Source organism: Burkholderia sp. MBR-1 (assembly GCF_013822785.1).
GTDB lineage: Bacteria > Pseudomonadota > Gammaproteobacteria > Burkholderiales > Burkholderiaceae > Burkholderia > Burkholderia vietnamiensis.
In genome coordinates this window covers 247,911-269,637 of sequence record NZ_CP053611.1, presented here as the reverse complement: position 1 = coordinate 269,637, position 21,727 = coordinate 247,911, and the positions used below count along the sequence as shown (strand labels likewise).

Below are 21,727 nucleotides of genomic sequence, written 5' to 3'. Positions count from 1 at the left end.
CTTGCGATGGCTCATGTCACGTTTTACGAAAAACCCGGCTGCGGCGGCAATGCGGCGCAGAAGGCGCTGCTGGTCGCCGCCGGCCACACACTCGAGGCGCGCAATCTGCTGCGCTGGCCGTGGACGCCGAAGACGCTGTTCGCGTTTCTCGAGCCGCTGCCGGTGCACGAATGGTTCAACCGCGCGGCGCCGGACGTGAAAGCCGGCCGGATCGTCCCCGAGGCGCTCGACGCCGCGGCCGCGCTCGCGCTGCTGCTGGCCGAACCGTTGCTGATCCGCCGGCCGCTGATGGAAGCGGGCGACGGCCGGATGGTCGGCTTCGATGCGGCGCGCGTGCATGCGTGGATCGGCCTCGGTCCGTTGACGGCGGCAGACGTGACGACCGGTTCGCTCGAAGGCTGTGCGGCCGCGACGACGGGCTGCGCCGCCGCGTCGGCCTGAATGCAATTTGACCGGAGAGCCGCCATGCCTCTTTACGACTATCGGTGCCGCGACTGCGGCCGGACCTTCGAAGCGCTGGTGCGGGCGGGCGCGTCGCCTGCGTGTCCGCACTGCGGCAGCACCGCGCTCGACAAGCAGGTCAGCGCGCCCGCGCCGCCCGGACGCTCGCGCGAGATCGTCAGGAAGGCCCGCCGGCAGGCGGCCCATGAGGGCCATCTGAGCAACTTCTCGGCCGCGGAGCGCGCGAAGCTGCTGAAGTAGCGGAATGACGGGGGCGCGTCGGTCGGGCGATGAGCGCGATGCGGTTCTCAAGAGCCGCTCGCGACATCGACGCCCGCCTCCGCATGCCGCCTCACGACGGCCTCACGTCTGCCTCACACGAAGCTCAACAGCTCGACGGTCACCGGTTCGTCGCCGAGCACCGCCTGGCACGCAAGCCGCGATTTCGAGCCGACCCCGACGATCGCATCGAGCTTTTCGTTCTCGGTGCGCTGAATCTTCGACAGGCTCTTGCGGCCCTCCTGCACGAACAGATGGCACGACCCGCATTCGGCCTTGCCGTCGCATTTGTGCGCGATGGCCTCGCCGACGCCGAGGAGCGCCTGCAACAGCGTCGCACCGACGGCGACATCGTAGGATTTACCGGAAGGAAGAACGGTCAGGATGGTCATGGTCAGATACTCACGGGACGAGAAAGACAACAAGGAAAACGGCGGAAACCACCGCGTGACGACACGCCGCGCCGCGGCCGTCACGCGGGAAGCGCGTGCCTCAACTCGGCGACCAGCGCGCGAGCAAAGGCATCGAGCGGCATCGCGATCCGCTCGATGCGCTGCTCGTCGAGGAAGCGCGCCTCCATCCGCGTCGGCTCGTCGGGCAGCACGGCCCAGTGCGTATCGGACGAACGCTTCATGATCTGGCGCGCGAAGCTGCGGGCGAGCTGGTCGTCGAAGCGGCAACCGACGAACAGGAAGCTGCGGCCGCTGCGCCACGCCTGCACCGCTGGCGGAATCGGCGTCTGGATATCGATCTCGGTCAGCACTTCGACGAAGTCGCTGTCGGACACCAGATAGTTCGCGGCAGGCGCATGCGCGCCGATCGGCTTGTAGAGCAGCGCGCCGGCGGACGGCACCTCGGGCAGCCGCGCGCCGTGCGCGTCGTAGCCGGCGAACCATTCGCCGAAGTGCTCGGACTGCGACAGCCCCTGCACCTGCGCCCAGCCGCTCGGCCGCATGCGCGCGAGCGCCGCCGCGAAGGTGTCGTCGTACCAGGTGTCGACATACAGGCCCCCCCCGCTCGCGGCGAGCGCGCAATGCAGCGCCGACGGCGCCGGCGAGGCCGCAAACGCGTCGCTCATCAGGCTCACCACCGACTTGCGATGCTTGAAGTTCTCGATGAACTGCGCGGCCTGCGTGAGCCGGTGGCGGATCTTGTGCGGCACGCTGACCTTGTCGGTCATCAGCCGCGCCAGCGCCTCCGCGGTGGCCGGCACGCGCACGTCGGCGCACAGCGCGAGCAGGCCCGGGCCGAGATACGGAATGATGCTGCCCGCCTCGATCCGGCGGGCGATGTGCTCGATCGACATGCTCATGAACGGCTTCCTCACAGATAGATCGCGGCTCCCGCGCCCACGTTGGTCGCGGTGTCCTTCAGGGTCGTGACGATGAACTTCACCTGGTCGGCGTCGAGCAAGGTGTGCAGCGGCAGCGCCAGCGCGCGGTCGCCGATGCGCTCGGTGTCCGGCAGCACGCCGCGCTTGCGGCCGATCGAGTCGCCCGCCTGCATGTAGTGGAACTGCTCGTGCAGCGGATGGCTGTATGCGGCGGTCTCGATCCCGCACGACTTCAGGTCGTCGATCATCTGCGCGCGCGCGCTTTGCGTGAAGCGCTTGCCGAGGTGCACGACGTACAGCATCCAGTTCACCTCGTCGACGTCGTCGGCCGTGTACGGCGGCTTGATGCCTTCGAAGCTGCGCATCTGCTCGTGATACCAGCGCTCGACCTGCTTGCGCTGCGCGAGGCGCTCGTCGAGGCTCGCGAGCTGCGCGAGGCCAAGCGCCGCCGTCAGCTCGCTGATGCCGGCCTGCAGCGGCACGCGCGCGCCGACCGACACCGAGCCGCGGTCCGCGACGCGCCGCTCGCGCAGATAACGCAGCTCGTGCACGAGCGCGTCGTCGTCGGTGACGAGCATCGCGCCCTCGCCCGCGCACAGCGCGCTCGGCGCCGAGAACTCGAAAATCGCGACGTCGCCGAACGAGCCGACCGTGCGGCCGCGGTAGCGCGAGCCGAGCGCCTCGGTGCTGTCCTCGATCAGCGCGAGCCCGTGCGCATCGGCCAGCTCGCGCAGCGGGCCCCACGCGGCGGGATGGCCGTTCGTGTTGCCGGCGAGGATGGCCCCCGTGCGCGGCCCGATCTTCGAGCCGGCCTTGTCGGCGCTCAGGCAGCCGCTCCAGTAATCGATGTCCGCGAACACCGGCGTCGCCCCCGCCAGCGTGATCGCCTGCGCGACCTGATGCCAGGTGTGCGATGCGCAGATCACCTCGTCGCCGGCCCCGATGCCGAGCGCGCGCAGCGCGAGCCACGCGCCGAGCGTGCCGCTCGCGACCGCGACCGCATGCGCGCGGCCGGCCCAGCCAGCGAACGCGCGCTCGAATGCTTCGCGCATCGGGCCGTCGCTCCAGCGCGACGAGCGCAGCACCGCGCTCACCAGCTCGATTTCACGCGCACCGCACGCCGGCTCGGCGAGCGCAATCTCGTCAAGTTCCATGGCCGCTCCCAGCGTCGGTGAGGATCAGCGCGTTCGCTTCGCTCGCATGCGCCGTGATCGACAGGCACATCCCGGCGATCCGGACGAAGTAGACGGCCCGCGCGCCGACGCGCAGGGCGGGCGTCTCGCCGCACATGTCGGCCGCGCCGAGCTGCATCGTGCGCACGTCCGGAAAGCGCTCGCGCCACCGGCTCGCGGCGGCGTCGAGCGTCGACGCCGAGCCGATCAGCTCGGCCGCGGCCTGGACTTGCTCGGCGGTGAGCGCCATGTCATTCCTCCACGCCGGCGATACGCCGCGCTTCGACCGTCACGGGCAGCGCCGTGGCGGCATCCATCTCGGGCAGCTCGAGCTGCCAGCCATTGCCGAGCGTGACGAGCCCGCCCCACATCTGCGGCCGCGCCATCGACACGATCGGCTCCTCGAGGTCCTTCTTCGGCACGTAGGCGCTCAGCACGCCTTTGCTGTCTCTGCGAATCATCACTTTCACGATAAAGACTCCGGGGATACGACGGGTTCAGGTCGGCTGCACGGCCGCTTCGGCCAGCAACGGCTTCAACAACGGAGGCAGCGCGGCGAGCAGGTAATCGATGTCGCGCGCGCTGGTGGCCGCGCCGAGCGAGAAGCGCACGGCGCCGAGCGCCTCGTCGCGCGGCACGCCCATCGCGCTCAGCACGTGCGACGGCTCGCTGCCGCCGGACGAACACGCCGAGCCCGACGACGCGCACACGCCGATCTGCTCGCAGCACTGCAAGACGGTGTCGGCGTCCAGCCGGCCGACGCGCAGGCAGCTCGTGCCGGGCACGCGCGGCGCGCTCGCGCCGTACACGTGCACGCCGGGCAGCGCCGCGCGCAGGCCGGCCTCGAACGCGTCGCGCAGCGCGGCGATCCGTGCGGCGTCGGCGAGCACATCGGCCAGCCGCTCGAGCGCCGCGGCGAAGCCGACGATCGCGGGCAGGTTTTCGGTGCCGCCGCGCCGGTGCCGCTCCTGGCTGCCGGGAAACTGCGCCGCGAGCGGCACGCCGTCGCGCACGAGCAGCGCGCCGATCCCTTTCGGCCCGTGCAGCTTGTGCGCGGACAGCGACACCGCGTCGGCGCCGAGCGCCGCGAAATCGAACGGCAGCTTGCCGACCAGCTGCGTCGCGTCGACGTGCAGCAGCGCGCCCGCCGCCTGCGCGAGCGCCTTCACGTCGGCGATCGGCATCAGCACGCCGGTCTCGTTGTTCGCCGCCATCACCGACACCAGCGCGACGTCCGGGCCGATCACGCGCGCGGCGCTGTCGAGATCGAGCACGCCGTCCGGCCGCACCGCGATGAAATCGACCGGACGGCCCTGGGCGGCGAGCGCGTGCGCGAGCTTCAGCTGCGCCGCATGCTCCGTCGCGCCGAAGACGAGCCTGCGCCGCACGGCCGAGGCCGTGGCCGACGCCCCGAGCCCGAGCACCGCGAGATGATTCGCCTCGGTCGCGCCGCTCGTGAAGACCACTTCCCTGGCCTTGCAACCGAGCGCGCCGGCGATCGTCGCGCGCGCGGCGGCCAGCGTGCGCTTCGCCTGCTGTCCGGCGCCATGCTGCGACGACGCGTTGGCCCACACGTCGGTCAGCACGGCGAGCATCGCGTCGATCGCCGCCGGCGCGGGTGCCGTCGTCGCGTTGTGGTCGAGATAGATCATCGTCGCTCCCCGTCGTGCGTCACGGCCAGAACACGCGCTCGGCGTCGACGCACAGCAGCTCCAGCAGCAGGTCGAGATCGGCGCTTTCGTACCGCCACGACCAGCGGTGCGCTGCATGATCGCGGGCGTACAGACTCCAGCGCCCGGCGGGGCCGCGCGCGAGCCGCGCGATGTCGATCACGCCGCCGCCCGGATCGACGTTGCGCGAGCAGCACGGGCTCTCGATCCGGAAGCCGTCGGCGTCGCGCAGCACGCGCGGGCTCACGTAGCGATAGCGCGCACGCTCGCGCAGCGCGCGTTCGATCCGCCGCTGCGTGAAATCGACGACGCTCGCCGGCTGGCCGCGCCCGGGCGCCGCTCGCCCCTGCGTCATCATCGCGCCGCCCCGTCGTGTTCGGGCAGCAGGCCGGCCGGCGCCGGCGCGATCTCGTCCTCGGTACAGCCGATCACCTGCCGGCCGAATTCGACCAAGTAGACGGGCTCGCCCGTGTCGACGACCTGCCCGACGTTGACGATCTCGCCCACCGCGCCCGCGTCGACGAGGCGCGCGCCGGGCGCATGGTCCGGATAGCTGCCGTCGTTGCACAGATCGTCCAGCGCGACGACGCGCATGCCCCACGAATACTCGGGCTCCCGCATGGGCTCCATCATGTTCACGATGACGTCTCCGGTTCTTCGCGCGCCGCGGCGTGCGGCCCGTCGGCTGCAACGGCCCGCCCGAGCTCGCCGAGCCGGCTCGCGTGCGCGCCGAGCTTCGCGAGCACGTCGTCGGGCAGGTTGTCGAGCGTGCACAGCTCCTTCGCGCGCATCCCGACCCGGTGGCCGGTGTCGACGAAGTCGACCGCGTAGATATAGAACTGCTGCAGGAACGTGTTGATGCTCGTCACGTAGCCGACGTCGCCCTTGTTGACGAGCACCTCGCCGATGTCCTTGCCGCTGTAGGTGCCGTCGTTGCGCACCACCGAGCGCGCGACCACCCGCTCGCCGAACGAAAAACGCGGCGGATGGGCGACCTCGATCACGTCGTCGTCGCGGTTGATGTCAGCCATGGTCCGCTCCACTATCGAGTTCCAGCGGTTGCGACGGATCGTCCGAACGCAGCCGGCGCCTGGCGAGCGCGCACACTTCGTCGTCCGCATCGTCGAGCAGCAGCACGACGATGCCCGGCGGCGCGCGCCGCGCGATCTCCCAGCGCACGCGCCAATCCGCGTCGCCGAGCAGGTTGCCGAGCAGCGGCGCCGGCAGCCGCGCGGCGACGCGCCGGCGCACCTCGGCGTCGGCGTCGTCCACCATCCACAGCAGCGCCGGCATGTCGAGCCGCTCGGCCACGCGCATGCGCACGCCGCGATCGGCGTCCCGCGCCATCGACGGCAGCAGGGCGACCGGCAGGCGGCGCGCGACCCAGTCGCGCACGCCGTAGTCGGGATCGGTCCGCATGCTCGCGAGCACGGCCGGATCGACGCGCTGCGCGACGCGGATCCGCACCTCGCGGTGCGGATCGCCCGCGAGCCGCGACAGATATGCGTGCGGCAGGCGCAGCGCCACCTGCAGCCGCACGGTTTCGTCCGGATCGTCGATCAGCGCGGGCAGGCGGAACACGTCCGCGTAGCGCGCGGCGATCGCGCGCACCTCGAAATACGGGTGCGCGAGCTGTTCGTTGGCGAGTGCCGGATGCCAGCTGAAGAAGCGGTCGATCCGGCGCGCATACGCGTCCTGCATGCAGGCGCGGCCCGGCTCGCAGCCGGCTTCGCCCGCGCGGCCCCGCAGCGCCGCGTACGGGCAGCGCGCACAGTCGAGCGCGCCGCCCTGCCAGTCCAGCGGCGGGATGTCGCCGGCGGGCGCGGCCGGCGCGTTCGCGTCGGCCTGCGCCGGGACGCTGCGCGCCCGGCCGAGCGCGCTATCGCGAGACGGCCCGGCGGCGCGCTCGCGCGGCGACCGCCCTGCGCGCGGGGAGCGTGGCGAGCGGTTCATCTCGGCGTCTCCGCCCAGCGGCGCGCCGGATGCGCGTGCAGCGCGTCGTCGTCATCGTCGTCCGCGCGGCGTTCGTCGCGCGTCAGCACGTGCAGCAGCAGTGCGCCGCCCACCCGGTCGTCCGGGTCGAGGCGCCGCAATTCGTCGAGCAGCGAGCGCGCCGCCGCGCGCTCGCCGAGCCGCAGGTTCAGGTATGCGAGCCCCTTCATCACGAACAGCTGGAAGCGCACCGTCGCGTCGTAGCGCACCGCGTCGCCCGTCGGCGGCGCATCGCCGACGCGCGGGCCGAGCGCCGTGCGCACGAGCGCAAGCGCTGCCTCGCCGACTGCACGCGCCTGCGCGAGCCGATGGCCGTAGAAATGGAAGCGGTACAACGCGATCAGCGGCGCAGGATGCGCGGGCAGCGCCGCCCGCGCGCGTTCGAGCAATGCCAGCGCGTCGTCCGGGCGATGCTGCAAGCGCCCGGCGGCGTCGATCCATGCGGCAACGGGCGCCGGCAGGCCACCGCCGAGCGCCGAACACGCGAACGCGGAGAGTGCGTCGTCGAGCGTGCGGGATTCGCCGTACATGGTCCGCTCCCGTCGGTCACGACGCGCGCGACAGCTCGGGCGGCCGGCCGCGGCCGATCGCGTCGATGCCGATCTTCGCGACGCCGGGCTCCGCCGGCGCGGCGCTGCTGCACGCACACGGCGCCTGGTTCGGGTTCGTGAACGTGAAGCCCGACTGCGTCGCCGTTTCGACGAAATCGATCGTCACGCCGTCGAGCAGCATCCGGCTTTCCGCGGGCAGGAACACGCGCAGGCCGTCGGCGTCGAGCACCGCCTCGCCCGCCTGCGGCGCGGCCTCGGCGCTGAACGCCGCGTTATAGCCCGAGCAGCCGCCCGCGCTGACGACGAGCCGGAAGCCCGCGCCGGCCGGCAAGCCCGAGAAACGCACGATACGGCGCATGAACTTGTCCGCCGCGGCGGTGATGGTGACATTCGGCAGCATGATCGCGATTCACTCCTTGTCGTTGAACGCATTGAACGCGTGGACGGCGGTCGGCACGCGGCTCACGCCGGCACGATGCAGCCGTCGACCGGGCACACCGCGACGCATTGCGGGCTGTCGAAGTGCCCTTCGCATTCGGTGCACTTCTTGGGATCGATCGCGAATACGCCGCCTTTTTCGCCGATCGCGACGTTCGGGCACTCCGGTTCGCACGCCGAGCAGCCGGTGCAGGTCGAAGCGATGATCTTCAGGGACATGGTGACGCTCCTGTTGTGGGTGAGATCCTGATGACGCGCGCGTTACGCCGCCGCGCTGCCGGTGTACGCGCCCTGCCGGATCGCCGCGTCGCCGCGATCCGCATGCACGACCGCGCCGGACGCGACGCGGCTGCGGTAATCGTCGAACCATGCGAGCGCGGCCTTCTCGATGAACTCGCCGGAGAAGCGCTCGACCGGCTCGATGCCGGCCTGCGCCAGCTCGTCGCGCGGGCACGCGCCGATCTTCGCGACCAGCACGGCGTGGCAGTCGTTGATCGCGCGCACGACCGACGGCAATTGCTCGTCGTCGCCGAACCCGCCCTGGCAGTAGAGGTCGACGCGGCGATGGCCGACGAACAGCGCTTCCGACGCGGACACCTCGAAAATCTGGAATTCGCTCACGTGGCCGAAGTGCTCGTTGACGCGCCCGCCGCCCTTCGTCGCGACGGCGACCAGCACCTTGAGATCCGTGGCGACGTCGCTCGCCATCGACGCCGTGAGCGCCTCCTGCTTCGCCGCATGCTGCGCGCTGCGTTCGGCCTCGACGCGGTCCTGATAGGCCCGGCGGCGATCGAGGTCGTAGACCACTTCCATCTCCTCGATCCGGTCGAGCGTGAACTCGTCGCTGCGGTCCTCGCCGAGCAGGCCGACCGCGTCCGCGCGGCATTGCCGGCAGTGCCGCATCAGGTTCGCGCCGCCCATGCACGCGTCCTGCACGGCCTTCAGTTCCTGCGCGCTCGGTCCGCGCTGGCCGTTCAGGCCGAAATAGGTACCGTGCTCGGGTTCGGAGATCAGCGGCATGATGTTGTGCAGGAAGGCGCCGCGCTTCTTCACCTCGCGGTTGACCTCGATCAGGTGCTCGTCGTTGACGCCGGGGATCAGCACCGAATTGATCTTGGTCAGCACGCCGCGCGCGGTGAGCATCTCGAGCCCCTTCATCTGCTGCTCGTGGAGGATCTGCGCGGCCTCGTAGCCCGTCACGCGCCGGTGATCCCAGAAGATCCACGGATAGATCTTCGCGCCGACGGCCGGGTCGACCATGTTGATCGTGATCGTCACGTGGTCGATGTTGTAGCGGCAGATCTCGTCGACCAGCGCAGGCAGCGCGAGGCCGTTGGTCGACAGGCACAGCTTGATGTCGGGCGCCTGCTCCTGGAGCATCCGGAACGTGTCGAAGGTCTTCTGCGGGTTCGCGAGCGAATCGCCGGGGCCGGCGATGCCGAGCACCGTCATCTGCGGAATCTCGCTCGCGACCGCGACGACCTTCTTGACCGCCTGCTCGGGCGTGAGCTTCTGCGACACGACGCCGGGGCGCGACTCGTTCGAGCAGTCGTATTTGCGGTTGCAGTAGTTGCACTGGATGTTGCAGGCGGGCGCGACGGCGACGTGCATCCGCGCGTAGTGGTGATGCGCCTCTTCCGAGTAGCACGGGTGGTTCTTGACCTTCTCCCAGATCTCGGCCGGCATGTCGTCGGGGCCGCCCGACGAGCCGCAGCTCGCCTTGCCGTCGCCGCCCTGCGTGCCGCAACCGCCGCCCGCTGCCGGGACGTCCGCTGGCATACCGAGCGGTTTGATCTCGCCGATGCCGATATAGGCCGACGCGGGGGGCATGCCGACGTTCTGTGCGCTGTGCATGGACTTCTCCTGGAATTCGACGGGGACGACGTGCGACGTTAAAAGCCAGAACCGTGCCACGCCGCGACGCACGCAGCGGCGCGCCTGAGCGGCGGATCCGATGTCCGGTTTGTCGGGCCGGCGCGTGTTCCGCGACGAGAACGGCGGCCGCCGCTGTCGCGGTTGCGACAAACGACACAATCGGGAAGCGGCAGAGGGAAGCGCGCCGATGCGTCGGCGGCTGCAGCGGGATGGGACCGCGGGCGTGCGCGTGAGGTCGGTCGGGAAGAAAAGTGGAAGCGGAAGCGGCGTGCGCGCATGCGGCGGCGCAAGCGCGCAGTCAGGCGCCGCGCGTGCAGCTCAGCGCACGCGCGGCATGGCGGCGCCGGTCAGAACCGCCGCACCTCGATGCCGTACTTGTGCAGCGCGTAGCCGATCTGTCGCGGCGTGATCTTCAACAGGCGCGCGGCCTTCGCCTGCACCCAGCCGCAGCGCTCCATCGCCCAGATCAGCCGCTCGCGCTCGCCCTCCGGCTTGCCTTCGTCGTCGCCGTTCATCGCGAACGCGTCGTCGTGGTCGTGCTCGTGTTCATGGAACGCGTCGTCGAACGGGTCGTCCGCGAAGCCGCCGTCGCGCGGCAAGCCGCGGTGATCGCCCGCGCCAGGCGCGGGCACCTCGCAGATCGGAATGTCGAGCAGCCGCGCGGGACGCACCGCGTCCTCGCGCTCGATGTGATGCAGCACCTTCGTCAGGCAGCGGTCCTCCTGGCACAGGAACGCGAGGCGGTCGATCGTGTCGTGATGCGTCATCGTCGCGGTGCGCTCGACGCAGTTCTCGAGCTCGCGCACGTTGCCGGGCCAGTAGCAGCTCGTCAGCACGCGCATCGCGTCCTCGCTGAAGCGCAGCGCGCGGCCGTTGTCGCGGTTGAAGCGATCGAGAAAGTGCTGGGCCATCGCGGGGATGTCGTCGCGCCGCTCGCGCAGCGGCGGCAACTGGATGCTGACGACGTTGATCCGGTAGTAGAGATCGGCGCGGAACTCGCCTTCCTTCACCATCCGCTCGAGATTGCGATTGGTGGCGAGAATCAATCTCACATCGACTTTCACCGGCGCCGCGCCGCCGACCCGCTCGAACTCGCGCTCCTGCAGCACGCGCAGCAGCTTCGCCTGGAACGACGGCGAGATGTCGCCGATCTCGTCGAGGAACAGCGTGCCGCCATGCGCCAGTTCGAAACGCCCCTTGCGCAATCCCTGCGCACCGGTGAACGCGCCCTTCTCGTGCCCGAACAGCTCGCTTTCGAGCAGCGTCTCGGTCAGCGCCGCGCAGTTCACCGAGATGAAGGCGTGGTCGTTGCGCGGCGACAGCCGGTGGATCGCGCGCGCGATCACCTCCTTGCCGGTGCCGCTCTCGCCGCGCAGCAGCACCGTCGTGCGAGCCGGCGCGACCTGATGGACCTGCGAGAACACCTGCTGCATCGGCGCCGACACGCCGACCACCTGATCGAGCTGCTGCACCGGCCGGATCGCCTTCTGCATACGCCGCACCTCGTCCTGCAGGCGGTCGTGCGCGCAGCTGACGCTGCGATGTAGCAGCATCGCCTGCCCCATCAGCGTCGCGACGATCTTCATCAGATACAGGTCGTTCGCGAACACGCGGTTGCGATCGGGGTTCGCACAAAACGCGACCAGCACGCCCAGCGTGCGCTGCTCGTGGCGGATCGGCATGCCGAGCATCGCGACCGAGCCGTCGTCGGGCTCGCCCGCGCCGCCCGTGCGATCGAGGAACAGCGGCTCGTCGCGCACTTCCGGCACGATCACCGGCGAGCCGCTCGTGAAGATGCGTCCGACGATGCCCTCGCCGGGCAGGAAGCGCACGCGCTGGCGCCAGTCGTCGGCGAGGCCGGTGCAGCACAGGCCGCGCAGGTAGCCGTCCGGCTCGACGACGACGACGAACGCCGAGCGCCAGCCCAGCGTGTACGACAGGTAACGCAGCGACGTGAGGAAGGTCTGCGAGACGTCGAGCGACGATATCAGCGTCTTGCCCACTTCATAGACCACGTCGAGATCACGGCGATGCTCGCTTGCATGGGAATTCGGCATGGCTTTCGCTCCTGCGATGGCTCGCCCGCGCGTGCAGCACTCCGGCGCGACGTAATGGCGAAGCAATATCTGCGCCCATCTCGTGCCGCGGGATCGCGGCGCCTGCCCGCGACGACAAAGCCGACACAGGCGAGAAAAGACCAGACAAAGGCGACAAGGTCGCGCGCCGTTCGCCGGGTGCGCGCGACAAACTCGACAATGCGCAGCTCGACATCCACGATATCAAGCGAAAAAAAAGCGTGGCATGGATGTTGCAAATCCGGCGGTCGTCAACCCACCGTCGTCATCCCTCCACGCGGAGCATGCAATGGCCTATAGCGACAAGGTCCTCGACCACTACGAAAACCCGCGCAACGTCGGCTCATTCGACGCCGGCGCCGACGACGTCGGCACCGGCATGGTCGGCGCGCCCGCATGCGGCGACGTGATGCGGCTGCAGATCCGCGTGAATGCCGACGGCGTGATCGAGGACGCGAGATTCAAGACCTACGGCTGCGGCTCCGCGATCGCGTCGAGCTCGCTCGTCACCGAATGGGTGCGCGGCCGCACGCTCGACGAAGCGCTCGCGATCAAGAACACCGACATCGCCGAAGAACTCGCGCTGCCGCCCGTGAAGATTCACTGCTCGATTCTCGCCGAGGACGCGATCAAGGCCGCCGTCGCCGATTTCCGCTCGCGGCATCCGGGCGCGGGCGGCGAGACGCTCGCCGAGCAGCCGGTCTGCACGTCCACGCCGAACTGAACGCTTCACTCCTTCGAGGATCGCCCCATGGAACTCCTGCAACCGTCCGCCGACGCCGCGCCCGTCCCGCTGCCGGCCTTTCTGGACTTCACGCCCAACGCGGCCGCGAAAGTCGCGGCGCTGATCGACGCGGAAGGCAACCCGCAGCTGAAACTGCGGCTCTACGTGTCGGGCGGCGGCTGCTCGGGCTTTCAATACGGTTTCGCGTTCGACGACCAGGTCGCGGAAGACGACCTGCAAGTCGTCACCGACGGCGTCACGCTGCTGATCGACGCGATGAGCCGGCAATACCTCGCGGGCGCCCGCGTCGACTACGAGGACGGGCTCGAAGGCTCGCGCTTCGTGATCCAGAATCCGAACGCGCAGAGCACGTGCGGCTGCGGCAGTTCCTTTTCCGTGTGAGCGCGCGATGGCCATCTCCGTCACTCCAGCGGCCGCGCGCCACATCGAGAAAGCGCTGCAAAAGCGCGGCGCCGGGCTCGGCCTGCGCGTCGCGGTCAAGACGAGCGGCTGCTCCGGCTTCGCCTACGCGCTCGAATTCGTCGACGCGCCGAACGACGACGATCTGTGCTTCGCGACGCACGGCGTGACCGTCGTCGTCGACCCGCGCAGCCTGCCGATGCTCGACGGCACCGAGCTCGACTTCGTCCGCGAGGGCCTGAACGAAGGCTTCAAGTTCCACAACCCGAACGCGACCGCGAACTGCGGCTGCGGCGAGAGCTTCGCCGTCTGAGCACGCCCGCACGCGACATTCGCACCGACCGCACGGAGACCCGTCATGGCCCTGCTGCAGATCGCCGAACCCGGCCGCGCCGCCGCACCGCATCAGCACCGGCTCGCCGCCGGCATCGACCTCGGCACGACCAACTCGCTCGTCGCGACCGTGCAGAGCGCGCTCGCGCGCGTGCTGCCGGATGCGGACGGCCACGCGCTGCTGCCGTCGATCGTGCGCTATCTGCCGTCCGGCGCAACCGAGATCGGCCGGCTCGCGCAGCTGCGTCAGGTCGACGATCCGCAGAACACGATCGTGTCGGTGAAGCGCCTGATGGGCCGCGGCCTCGCGGATGTCGCGGGCGCCGACGCCCTGCCGTACCGGTTCGTCGAACGGCCTGGCATGGTCGCGCTCGACACGGCCGGCGGCGTTCGCACGCCCGTCGAGGTGTCGGCCGAGATCCTGCGCGCGCTGCGCGTGCGCGCCGAAACGGCGCTCGGCGGCGAGCTGGCCGGCGTCGTCATCACGGTGCCCGCGTATTTCGACGACGCGCAGCGGCAAGCGACCAAGGACGCCGCGCGGCTCGCCGGCCTGACCGTGCTGCGCCTGCTGAACGAGCCGACGGCCGCCGCGGTCGCTTACGGCCTCGATCGCGGTGCGCAAGGCGCGTACGTCGTCTACGATCTCGGCGGCGGCACCTTCGACGTGTCGGTGCTGAAGCTCGCGAACGGCGTGTTCGAGGTGCTCGCGACGGGCGGCGACTCGGCGCTCGGCGGCGACGATTTCGATCACGCGATCGCGGCTTGGCTGTGCCGCGCGCACGGCGTCGACACGCTCGCCTCGCACGCGCCCGGCGACCAGCGCGCGATGCTGAGCGCCGCGCGCGCGGCGAAGGAAACGCTGTCGCACGCGGCGAGCGCCGATCTCGCGATCCGGCTGTCGAGCGGCGTCGAGCTGCGGCAAACGCTGTCGCGCGCGGCGTTCGCGGGGCTCGCGGAAGCGCTCGTCGCGCGCACGCTGGCGGCGACCAAACGCGCGCTGCGCGACGCGCAGCTGGCGATCGGCGAGCTGGACGGCGTGATCCTCGTCGGCGGATCGACGCGGATGCCGGTCGTGCGCGACGCGGTGCGCAGCCTGTTCGGCCGCGAGCCGCTGGCCGACATCGATCCCGATCAGGTGGTCGCGCTCGGCGCCGCGAAACAGGCCGACATCCTCGCCGGCAACGCCGGCAGCGACGCGTGGCTGCTGCTCGACGTGTGCCCGCTGTCGCTCGGCATCGAGACGATGGGCGGCCTCGTCGAGAAGATCATTCCGCGCAACTCGACGATTCCGGTCGCACGCGCGCAGGAATTCACGACGTTCAAGGACGGCCAGACCGCGATGTCGATTCACGTCGTGCAGGGCGAGCGCGAATCGGTGGGCGACTGCCGCTCGCTCGCGCGTTTCACGCTGCGCGGGATTCCGCCCGCGGTGGCCGGCGCCGCGCGCATCCGCGTCACGTTCCAGATCGACGCCGACGGGCTGCTGGCCGTCACCGCGCGCGAGCAGCGCAGCGGCGTCGATGCGCACGTCGAAGTGAAGCCGTCTTACGGCCTGAGCGACGACCAGGTCGCGTCGATGCTGCGCGATGCGATCGACACGTCCGTGGCGGACATGCAGCTGCGCGCGTGGCGCGAAGCACAGGTCGATGCGCGCAGGATGCTCGACGCGACCGAAGCCGCGCTGACGGAGCATGCATCGCTGCTGGCGGCCGACGAACTCGCGGCGGTCCGGCAGGCGCTGTTCCGCGTCGCCGATGCGCTCGGCACGGCCGCGCCGCTCGACGCGCTGCGCGAGGCCGCCGACGCGCTGTCCCGCGCCACCGAGCAGTTCGCCGCGCGCCGGATGGATGCGTCGATCCGCAGCGCGCTCGCCGGGCGCGCACTCGACAGCCTCGCGTAACGGATATCGAGGAGCGCGTATGCCCTGCGTCCGGGTTCTGCCCCATCCTGCGCTGTGTCCCAACGGCCATGCATTCGATGCGCAGCGCGGCGCGTCGTTGTGCGAGAGCCTGCTCGCAAGCGGCATCGCGCTCGAGCATGCGTGCGAGATGGTCGCCGCGTGCGCGACCTGCCATGTGTATGTACGCGCAGGCGGCGCGTCGCTCGCGCCGCCGGACGACGAAGAGAACGACCAGCTCGATCGCGCGTGGGGGCTCGACGCGCAGTCACGGCTCGCGTGCTGCGTGAGCCTCGGCAACGACGACCTGACGATCGAACTCCCGCGCCACACGCGCAATCTCGCACGCGAACGCTGAGCGCGCGGGCCGTCCTCGGGCCGCCGTTCGTCTCTCCGTCACGCGCCTGCCGCTCATCCCGCCCGTACGTCCTCCTGCGCGACACGTTGCACGCGCAACGTCGCGCGCACCGCGCGCCAACGACCCGACATCCAGCCGACGCACCGCTGTCCGAAACAGCACATTCGCGACACGCGTCGGCGGCAAGCCGCCATCCGCACGCTGCGCGATTCGCGCAAACCCGCGTCGCGACGGCCTCTCGCGCACCCATGCGCAATTGGCACGACCTTTGCAAATACGTATCGCAACGCCCTCTGGAATCGCAACCATGTCCATTCCGATCATCAACGACACGACACTGCGCGACGGCGAACAGACCGCCGGCGTCGCGTTCACCGTCGAGGAGAAATGCGCGATCGCGACCGCGTTGTCGAACGCCGGCGTGCCCGAACTCGAAATCGGCATCCCGTCGATGGGCGCCGACGAGATTGCGGACATCCGCTCGATCGTCGACCTGAATCTCGACGCGAGCGTCATGGTCTGGGGACGCCTGACGCCGGGCGACCTCGCCGCGGCGCTGCGCAGCCGGCCCGACATCATTCACCTGTCGGTGCCGGTGTCGGACATCCATCTGCAATACAAGCTGCGCCAGCCGCGCGCCTGGGTGTTCGCGCAGATCAAGCGCGTAATCGGCGAGGCCGTGCGCAGCGACCTGAAGATCTCGCTCGGCGCCGAGGACGCGTCGCGCGCGGACCCGGCGTTCCTCGCCGACGTCGCGCGGCTCGCGCAGCAATGCGGCGCGCAGCGCATCCGCTTCGCCGACACGCTCGGCGTGCTCGATCCGTTCTCGACCTACGAAGCCGTCGCGCGCCTGCGCGACGCCGTCGACATCGAGATCGAGATGCACGCGCACAACGATCTCGGGCTCGCCACCGCCAACACGCTCGCGGCGCTGCGGGCTGGCGCGACGCATGCGAACACGACGGTCAACGGCCTCGGCGAGCGCGCGGGCAACGCGGCGCTCGAGGAGGTCGTGATGTGCTCGCGCCATCTGCTCGGCCGCGACACCGGCGTCGACACCACCGCGCTCGTCGGCATTTCGCGGCTCGTCGAGCATGCGTCCGGGCGGCAGGTCGCGCTCAACAAGAGCATCGTCGGCGGCGGCGTGTTCACGCACGAGTCGGGCATCCACACCGACGGCCTCGCGAAGAATCCGACGACCTACGAGAGCTTCGATCCGGCCGAGCTCGGCCGCGCGCGCTCGCTCGTGCTCGGCAAGCATTCCGGCTCGCACGGCGTGCGCCATGCGTACGAGGCGCTCGGGCTACCGGTCGCCGACCAGCTCGTGCCGCTGCTGCTCGCGCGCATCCGTCAGCATGCGACCCAGACGAAGCAGGCGCCGAACGCGGCCGATCTGTACCGGTTCCTGGTCGAGACGCGCGAACTCATCGAGGAATGGTCATGAGCGCCGTGCCGCGCACCGCATCCGCGGCGGCGGCGGCCGAGCGCGCCGCCGGCCGCTCATGGTGGGCCTTGCTGCGCGGCGACGCACGCTGCGTGCTCGAGCGCGATCCGGCCGCGCGCAGCCGGCTCGAGGTCTGGACCATCTATCCGGGGCTGCACGCGCTCGCCGCGCACCGCGTCGCGCATGCGCTGTGGCGGCGCGGCTGGCGCTACCTGCCGCGCGTGCTGTCGTTCGTCGCGCGCATGGTCACGCAGGTCGACATCCATCCCGGCGCGACGATCGGCCCGCGCCTGTTCATCGATCACGGCTCGGGCGTCGTGATCGGCGAGACGGCCGAGATCGGCGCCGACTGCACGCTCTATCACGGCGTCACGCTCGGCGGCACCAGCCTGCACGCGGGCAAGCGCCATCCGACGCTCGGCGAGCGCGTGATCGTCGGCGCGGGCGCGACGATCCTCGGCCCGATCGCGGTCGGCGATGGCGCGCGGATCGCGGCGAACTCGGTCGTGATCGACGCGGTGCCGGACCACGCGACCGTCGTCGGGATTCCGGCGCGCGTCGTCGCGCCGCGCGACCGGCGCACCGCGCACGGCTACGACCTGAACCATCACCTGATTCCCGACCCGGTCGGCAAGGCGCTCGCGTGCCTGCTCGATCGCGTCGCCCGGCTCGAGCAGTCCAGCCCAGGCGGCCCGCTGCCGCCGCGTCCCGGCGCACCCGGCGAACCATGCTGCGGCGACGGCTGCATGGACGCCGTGCACGCGCCATCCCCGTCCCGCCGTCCGGAGTGATTCGCCATGACGCCCCTCGCCGAACGATTGAAACACCTGTCCTCCGCGGAGGACTTCCTGCAGTTCTTTGGCGTGCCGTTCGACCAGAAGGTGGTCGACGTCTGCCGTCTGCACATCCTCAAGCGCTTCTTCCAGTACATCCGGCAGCAGGCGTCGATCCCGCAGGACACCGAAGCCGCGCTGTTCGCCGCCTACCGCGACCAGCTCGCACGGGCCTACCGCGACTTCGTCGCGTCGACGCCCGCCGAGGAAAAGGTCTTCAAGGTATTCCAGGACGTCGACGGCCGCCAGCACGTGTCCGTCGACACTCTCCGCGCGTCGCTGCCGGCGCGCGGCACCGCATGACGGAGAAACCCACCATGCACATCGTCGTCTGCATCAAGCAGGTTCCGGATTCGGCGCAGATCCGGGTTCATCCGGTCACCAACACGATCATGCGGCAGGGCGTGCCCGCGATCCCCAATCCGTACGACCTGTTCTCGCTCGAAGAGGCGCTGCGGCTGAAGGACCGCTTCGGCGGCATGGTCACCGCGCTGTGCATGGGGCCGCCGCAGGCCGAGGACGCGCTGCGCAAATGCGTGAGCTACGGCGCCGACGACGCGATCCTCGTGACCGACCGCGCGTTCGCGGGCGCCGATACGCTCGCGACCTCCTATGCGCTCGCGGCCGGCATCCGCCAGATCGCGCGCGAACAGGCGGTCGACATCGTGTTCACCGGCAAGCAGACGATCGACGGCGACACCGCCCAGGTCGGCCCCGGCATCGCGAAGCGGCTCGGGATGCAGTTGCTGACCTACGTGTCGCGCATCGTCGAGATCGATCCCGAGGCGCGCACGATCGTCGTCGAGCGTCGCGCGGAAGGCGGCGTGCAGGTGCTGAAGACCGCGCTGCCGTGTCTCGTCACGATGCTCGAGAACACCAACGAGCTGCGCTTCGCGACGATGCCCGCGATGATCCACGCGGCCGGTTTCCCGGTGCGCAGATGGAACAAGGAGGACGCCGGCATCGAGGACGTGACGAAGATCGGCCTGAAGGGATCGCCGACCGTCGTCAGCAAGGTGTTCGGCCCGACCCCGCGCAGCGAGAAGGCCGACCTGCTCGAACTCGACACGTCGACGCTGCGCGACGTGTCGCTGACCTTGCTGCAGAAGATCTTCACGCGTCATCCGACGCTCGAAACCGACCTGCTGATGAAGGAGTCGACATGACGACCGCCGCCAACCCGCCCGCCGCGCCCGTCAGGAAGGCCGGCGGCCGCAATCTGGAGCTGCCCGAGCACCTGAAGGCGTACAAGGGCGTCTGGGTGTTCGTCGAGCACGACCGCGGCCACGTGCACGGCGTGTCGTGGGAACTCGTCGGCGAGGCGCGCAAGCTCGCCGACAAGCTCGGCAGCGACGTGTCCGTCGTGCTGCTCGGCGGCCCCGACGAAGCGCTCGAGGCGTTCGCCGCCGACGCGTTCGGCTACGGCGCCGACAAGGCCTACGTGATTCACGCGCCGGTGCTGCACGGCTACCGGAACGAGCCGTTCACGAAGGCGCTCACCGAGCTCGTCAATCGCTACCAGCCCGAAATCCTGCTGCTCGGCGCGACGTCGATGGGCCGCGACCTCGCCGGCTCGGTTGCGACCACGCTGTTGACCGGACTGACCGCGGACTGCACCGCGCTCAACATCGATCCGGCCACGCGTGCGCTGGCGGCGACGCGGCCGACCTTCGGCGGCTCGCTGCTGTGCACGATCATGACGCTCGCGTACCGGCCGCAGATGGCGACCGTGCGCCCGCGCGTGATGGCGATGCCGCGCGCCGAGCCGGGCCGCGGCGGCGAGATCGTGCAGGAGACGTTCGGCATGGTCGAGACCGACATCGTCACGAAGCTGCTCGACTTCATCGCCGACGCGAACAGCAACCGCATCAACCTGCCCTATGCCGACGTGATCGTGAGCGGCGGCAAGGGGCTGAAGAACCCGGAGAACTTCCGCCTCGTGTTCGAGCTCGCGCGGGTGCTCGGCGGCGAGGTGGGCGCGACGCGCCCGTGCGTGCAGGCCGGCTGGGTCGAGGCCGACCGGCAGGTCGGCCAGACCGGCAAGACCGTGCGGCCGAAGCTCTACATCGCGGCCGGCATTTCCGGTGCGATCCAGCATCGCGTGGGGATGGAGAGCGCGGACGTGATCGTCGCGATCAACACCGACCCGAACGCGCCGATCTTCGACTTCGCGCACTTCGGCATCGTCGGCAATGCGATGCAGGTGCTGCCCGCGCTCACGCAAGCGTTCGCGGAACACCTGTCGGTTCGCGGCAAGCAGGTCGCATAAGGAGCAGCGAAATGAAAAAACCGTCGCAATTCGACGCGATCGTCGTCGGCGCGGGGCCGTCGGGCAATGCCGCGGCCTACACGATGGCGAAGGCCGGCCTCAAGGTGCTGCAGATCGAGCGCGGCGAGTATCCGGGCAGCAAGAACGTGCAAGGCGCGATCCTCTACGCGAAGGCGCTCGAGGAGATCATCCCCGACTTTCGCGACGACGCGCCGCTCGAGCGTCACATCATCGAGCAGCGCCTGTGGATGCTCGACGAGACGTCGTTCGTCGGCACGCACGTGCGCAGCGACGACTACAACAAGCCGCCGTACAACCGCTACACGATCATCCGCGCGCAGTTCGACAAGTGGTTCTCGTCGAAGGTGCGCGAGGCCGGCGCGCTGGTCATCTGCGAGACGACCGTCAACCATCTGATCCTCGACGGCGACCAGGTGGTCGGCGTGCAGTGCGATCGCGAGCAGGGCGACGTGTACGCCGACGTCGTGATCCTCGCCGACGGCGTGAATTCGACGCTTGCGCGCAAGGCCGGTTTCCACGACGAGATCGACGCCGGCAACGTCGCGCTCGCCGTCAAGGAAATCCTGTTCATGCCGGAGGAGACGATCCGTCAGCGCTTCAACATCGGCGAGGACGAAGGCGTCGTGATCGAGATGGTCGGCCGGATCACCGACGGCATGATGGGCACCGGCTTCCTGTACACGAACCGCGAATCGCTGACGATCGGCGTCGGCTGCATGCTGTCCGATTTCAAGCAGAACGCGAACCGCACGAGCCCGTACGTGCTGATCGAGCAGATGAAGCGCCATCCGGCGATCGCGCCGCTGATCGAGGGCGGCGAGATGAAGGAGTACTGCGCGCACCTGATCCCGGAAGGCGGCTTCCACGCGGTGCCGCGCGTGTACGGCAACGGCTGGATGATCGTCGGCGACTCGGGCGGCTTCGTCAACGCCGCGCACCGCGAAGGCTCGAACCTCGCGATGACGACCGGGCGCCTCGCGGCCGAGACGGTGATCGCGGCGAAGGCGGCCGGCCGCGGCTATCGCGCGGGCGAGCTGAAGGCGTACAAGGCGAAGCTCGACGACAGCTTCGTGATGAAGGATCTGTACAAGTACCGCGACATGCCGGACACGCTGCACCGCAATCCGCAGTTCTTCACGACCTATCCGGATCTGGTCGCGAACGCCGCGCGCACGATGATCACCGTCGACGGCGTCGACAAGAAGACCAAGGAGCGCGCGATCGTGTCGAGCTTCCGCAAGAGCCGTTCGTTCGCCGGGCTGGTCGGCGACGCGTTCAAAATCTGGAGGGCATTCCGATGAGCACCGTGACAGTCAACGTCGAGGAAAAGCTGTTTCAGAACCGCTACCGCGTCGACGCGGGCCGGCCCCACATCCGCATCAAGAGCACGGACGTCTGCCTGAACGACTGCAGGCAGAAGAGCTGCACGTTCGTCTGCCCGGCGTCGTGCTACAAGGCCGAAGGCAACGGCGCGGTGACGCTGATCACCGACGGCTGCCTCGAGTGCGGGAGCTGCCGGATCCTGTGCAGCGAACATCAGAACATCGAATGGGAGTACCCGCGGGGCGGCCACGGGATCCTGTTCAAGTTCGGTTGAAGGAG

General features: G+C 69.9%; 29 protein-coding genes. 14 read left to right on the top strand and 15 right to left on the bottom strand.

What is annotated here, in order from left to right; translation table 11 throughout:
- Positions 1-6 precede the first annotated feature (6 nt).
- On the top strand, positions 7-441 hold the full coding sequence (locus tag MBR110_RS25755; protein WP_014725862.1) for an ArsC/Spx/MgsR family protein: 435 nt from the start codon (positions 7-9) through the stop codon (positions 439-441).
- Between the two features lie 24 nt (positions 442-465).
- Positions 466-702: an FmdB family zinc ribbon protein gene (locus MBR110_RS25750; protein WP_034192739.1), complete on the top strand. Its 237-nt coding sequence runs from the start codon at positions 466-468 to the stop codon at positions 700-702.
- A gap of 113 nt (positions 703-815) precedes the next feature.
- Here the strand turns inward: MBR110_RS25750 and MBR110_RS25745 are convergent, their stop codons facing one another.
- From MBR110_RS25745 to nifA, 15 genes are all read right to left on the bottom strand, one after another.
- A complete protein-coding gene (locus MBR110_RS25745; RefSeq protein ID WP_011880138.1) occupies positions 816-1,112 on the bottom strand; it encodes a 2Fe-2S iron-sulfur cluster-binding protein in 297 nt (98 codons plus the stop codon).
- Between the two features lie 80 nt (positions 1,113-1,192).
- Positions 1,193-2,032 carry an SIR2 family NAD-dependent protein deacylase gene (locus tag MBR110_RS25740; RefSeq protein ID WP_034192740.1) on the bottom strand — a complete coding sequence of 280 codons (840 nt, stop codon included), beginning with the start codon at positions 2,030-2,032 and terminating at the stop codon, positions 1,193-1,195.
- Positions 2,033-2,043: 11 nt separating this feature from the next.
- On the bottom strand, positions 2,044-3,207 hold the full coding sequence (locus MBR110_RS25735) for a DegT/DnrJ/EryC1/StrS family aminotransferase (RefSeq protein WP_060122460.1): 1,164 nt from the start codon (positions 3,205-3,207) through the stop codon (positions 2,044-2,046).
- A complete protein-coding gene (locus tag MBR110_RS25730; RefSeq protein ID WP_045579665.1) occupies positions 3,197-3,475 on the bottom strand; it encodes a hypothetical protein in 279 nt (92 codons plus the stop codon). The genes MBR110_RS25735 and MBR110_RS25730 overlap by 11 nt, the downstream gene beginning before the upstream one ends.
- Position 3,476: 1 nt before the next feature.
- Positions 3,477-3,695 carry a putative nitrogen fixation protein NifT gene (gene nifT / locus MBR110_RS25725; RefSeq protein WP_011880134.1) on the bottom strand — a complete coding sequence of 73 codons (219 nt, stop codon included), beginning with the start codon at positions 3,693-3,695 and terminating at the stop codon, positions 3,477-3,479.
- Between the two features lie 27 nt (positions 3,696-3,722).
- Positions 3,723-4,877 carry a cysteine desulfurase family protein gene (locus MBR110_RS25720; protein WP_181709670.1) on the bottom strand — a complete coding sequence of 385 codons (1,155 nt, stop codon included), beginning with the start codon at positions 4,875-4,877 and terminating at the stop codon, positions 3,723-3,725.
- Between the two features lie 19 nt (positions 4,878-4,896).
- Positions 4,897-5,253, bottom strand: coding sequence for a DUF3024 domain-containing protein (locus tag MBR110_RS25715; protein ID WP_059694243.1), 357 nt, complete (start codon positions 5,251-5,253; stop codon positions 4,897-4,899).
- The gene (locus MBR110_RS25710; protein ID WP_011880131.1) at positions 5,250-5,525 is read right to left on the bottom strand and encodes a nitrogen fixation protein NifZ; all 276 of its coding nucleotides are present in this window, start codon (positions 5,523-5,525) and stop codon (positions 5,250-5,252) included. Before MBR110_RS25710 ends, MBR110_RS25715 begins: the two co-directional genes overlap by 4 nt.
- A gap of 5 nt (positions 5,526-5,530) precedes the next feature.
- A complete protein-coding gene (locus MBR110_RS25705) occupies positions 5,531-5,926 on the bottom strand; it encodes a nitrogen fixation protein NifZ (RefSeq protein WP_059897309.1) in 396 nt (131 codons plus the stop codon).
- Positions 5,919-6,848 carry a 4Fe4S-binding leucine-rich repeat protein gene (locus tag MBR110_RS25700; RefSeq protein ID WP_249472110.1) on the bottom strand — a complete coding sequence of 310 codons (930 nt, stop codon included), beginning with the start codon at positions 6,846-6,848 and terminating at the stop codon, positions 5,919-5,921. Before MBR110_RS25700 ends, MBR110_RS25705 begins: the two co-directional genes overlap by 8 nt.
- Positions 6,845-7,417, bottom strand: coding sequence for a hypothetical protein (locus tag MBR110_RS25695; RefSeq protein ID WP_181709669.1), 573 nt, complete (start codon positions 7,415-7,417; stop codon positions 6,845-6,847). Before MBR110_RS25695 ends, MBR110_RS25700 begins: the two co-directional genes overlap by 4 nt.
- A gap of 16 nt (positions 7,418-7,433) precedes the next feature.
- Positions 7,434-7,838, bottom strand: a complete 405-nt coding sequence (locus MBR110_RS25690) for a HesB/IscA family protein (RefSeq protein ID WP_011880127.1) — start codon at positions 7,836-7,838, stop codon at positions 7,434-7,436.
- Positions 7,839-7,900: 62 nt separating this feature from the next.
- On the bottom strand, positions 7,901-8,095 hold the full coding sequence (locus tag MBR110_RS25685; RefSeq protein ID WP_011880126.1) for a 4Fe-4S binding protein: 195 nt from the start codon (positions 8,093-8,095) through the stop codon (positions 7,901-7,903).
- Positions 8,096-8,137: 42 nt separating this feature from the next.
- The gene (gene nifB, locus MBR110_RS25680; RefSeq protein WP_059561373.1) at positions 8,138-9,730 is read right to left on the bottom strand and encodes a nitrogenase cofactor biosynthesis protein NifB; all 1,593 of its coding nucleotides are present in this window, start codon (positions 9,728-9,730) and stop codon (positions 8,138-8,140) included.
- 368 nt (positions 9,731-10,098) lie between these two features.
- On the bottom strand, positions 10,099-11,808 hold the full coding sequence (gene nifA, locus MBR110_RS25675) for a nif-specific transcriptional activator NifA (protein ID WP_045579660.1): 1,710 nt from the start codon (positions 11,806-11,808) through the stop codon (positions 10,099-10,101).
- Positions 11,809-12,115: 307 nt separating this feature from the next.
- On the opposite strand from nifA, the gene iscU reads away from it, so the two are divergent.
- The 12 genes from iscU (at position 12,116) to MBR110_RS25615 (ending at position 21,722) form a co-directional block, all read left to right on the top strand.
- Positions 12,116-12,550 carry a Fe-S cluster assembly scaffold IscU gene (gene iscU, locus MBR110_RS25670; protein ID WP_011880123.1) on the top strand — a complete coding sequence of 145 codons (435 nt, stop codon included), beginning with the start codon at positions 12,116-12,118 and terminating at the stop codon, positions 12,548-12,550.
- 27 nt (positions 12,551-12,577) lie between these two features.
- Positions 12,578-12,952 (top strand): iron-sulfur cluster insertion protein ErpA, encoded by a 375-nt coding sequence (gene erpA / locus MBR110_RS25665; RefSeq protein WP_059463596.1) that lies wholly within the window; start codon positions 12,578-12,580, stop codon positions 12,950-12,952.
- A 7-nt stretch (positions 12,953-12,959) separates the two neighbouring features.
- Positions 12,960-13,283: an iron-sulfur cluster assembly protein IscA gene (iscA, locus tag MBR110_RS25660; protein WP_011880121.1), complete on the top strand. Its 324-nt coding sequence runs from the start codon at positions 12,960-12,962 to the stop codon at positions 13,281-13,283.
- A 45-nt stretch (positions 13,284-13,328) separates the two neighbouring features.
- Positions 13,329-15,203 (top strand): Fe-S protein assembly chaperone HscA, encoded by a 1,875-nt coding sequence (hscA, locus tag MBR110_RS25655; protein ID WP_181709668.1) that lies wholly within the window; start codon positions 13,329-13,331, stop codon positions 15,201-15,203.
- 19 nt (positions 15,204-15,222) lie between these two features.
- Positions 15,223-15,558 (top strand): 2Fe-2S iron-sulfur cluster-binding protein, encoded by a 336-nt coding sequence (locus tag MBR110_RS25650; protein ID WP_059561368.1) that lies wholly within the window; start codon positions 15,223-15,225, stop codon positions 15,556-15,558.
- Between the two features lie 307 nt (positions 15,559-15,865).
- Positions 15,866-17,002, top strand: coding sequence for a homocitrate synthase (gene nifV, locus MBR110_RS25645; protein WP_059694236.1), 1,137 nt, complete (start codon positions 15,866-15,868; stop codon positions 17,000-17,002).
- A complete protein-coding gene (cysE, locus tag MBR110_RS25640) occupies positions 16,999-17,793 on the top strand; it encodes a serine O-acetyltransferase (RefSeq protein ID WP_175949326.1) in 795 nt (264 codons plus the stop codon). The genes nifV and cysE overlap by 4 nt, the downstream gene beginning before the upstream one ends.
- 6 nt (positions 17,794-17,799) lie before the next feature.
- Positions 17,800-18,138 (top strand): nitrogenase stabilizing/protective protein NifW, encoded by a 339-nt coding sequence (gene nifW, locus MBR110_RS25635; RefSeq protein ID WP_014725847.1) that lies wholly within the window; start codon positions 17,800-17,802, stop codon positions 18,136-18,138.
- 14 nt (positions 18,139-18,152) lie between these two features.
- A complete protein-coding gene (locus MBR110_RS25630) occupies positions 18,153-19,001 on the top strand; it encodes an electron transfer flavoprotein subunit beta/FixA family protein (RefSeq protein ID WP_014725846.1) in 849 nt (282 codons plus the stop codon).
- Positions 18,998-20,104 (top strand): electron transfer flavoprotein subunit alpha/FixB family protein, encoded by a 1,107-nt coding sequence (locus MBR110_RS25625; RefSeq protein WP_034192750.1) that lies wholly within the window; start codon positions 18,998-19,000, stop codon positions 20,102-20,104. The genes MBR110_RS25630 and MBR110_RS25625 overlap by 4 nt, the downstream gene beginning before the upstream one ends.
- Before the next feature lie 11 nt (positions 20,105-20,115).
- Positions 20,116-21,426: an FAD-dependent monooxygenase gene (locus MBR110_RS25620; RefSeq protein ID WP_011880113.1), complete on the top strand. Its 1,311-nt coding sequence runs from the start codon at positions 20,116-20,118 to the stop codon at positions 21,424-21,426.
- On the top strand, positions 21,423-21,722 hold the full coding sequence (locus MBR110_RS25615) for a ferredoxin family protein (protein ID WP_011880112.1): 300 nt from the start codon (positions 21,423-21,425) through the stop codon (positions 21,720-21,722). The genes MBR110_RS25620 and MBR110_RS25615 overlap by 4 nt, the downstream gene beginning before the upstream one ends.
- Positions 21,723-21,727: the final 5 nt, after the last annotated feature.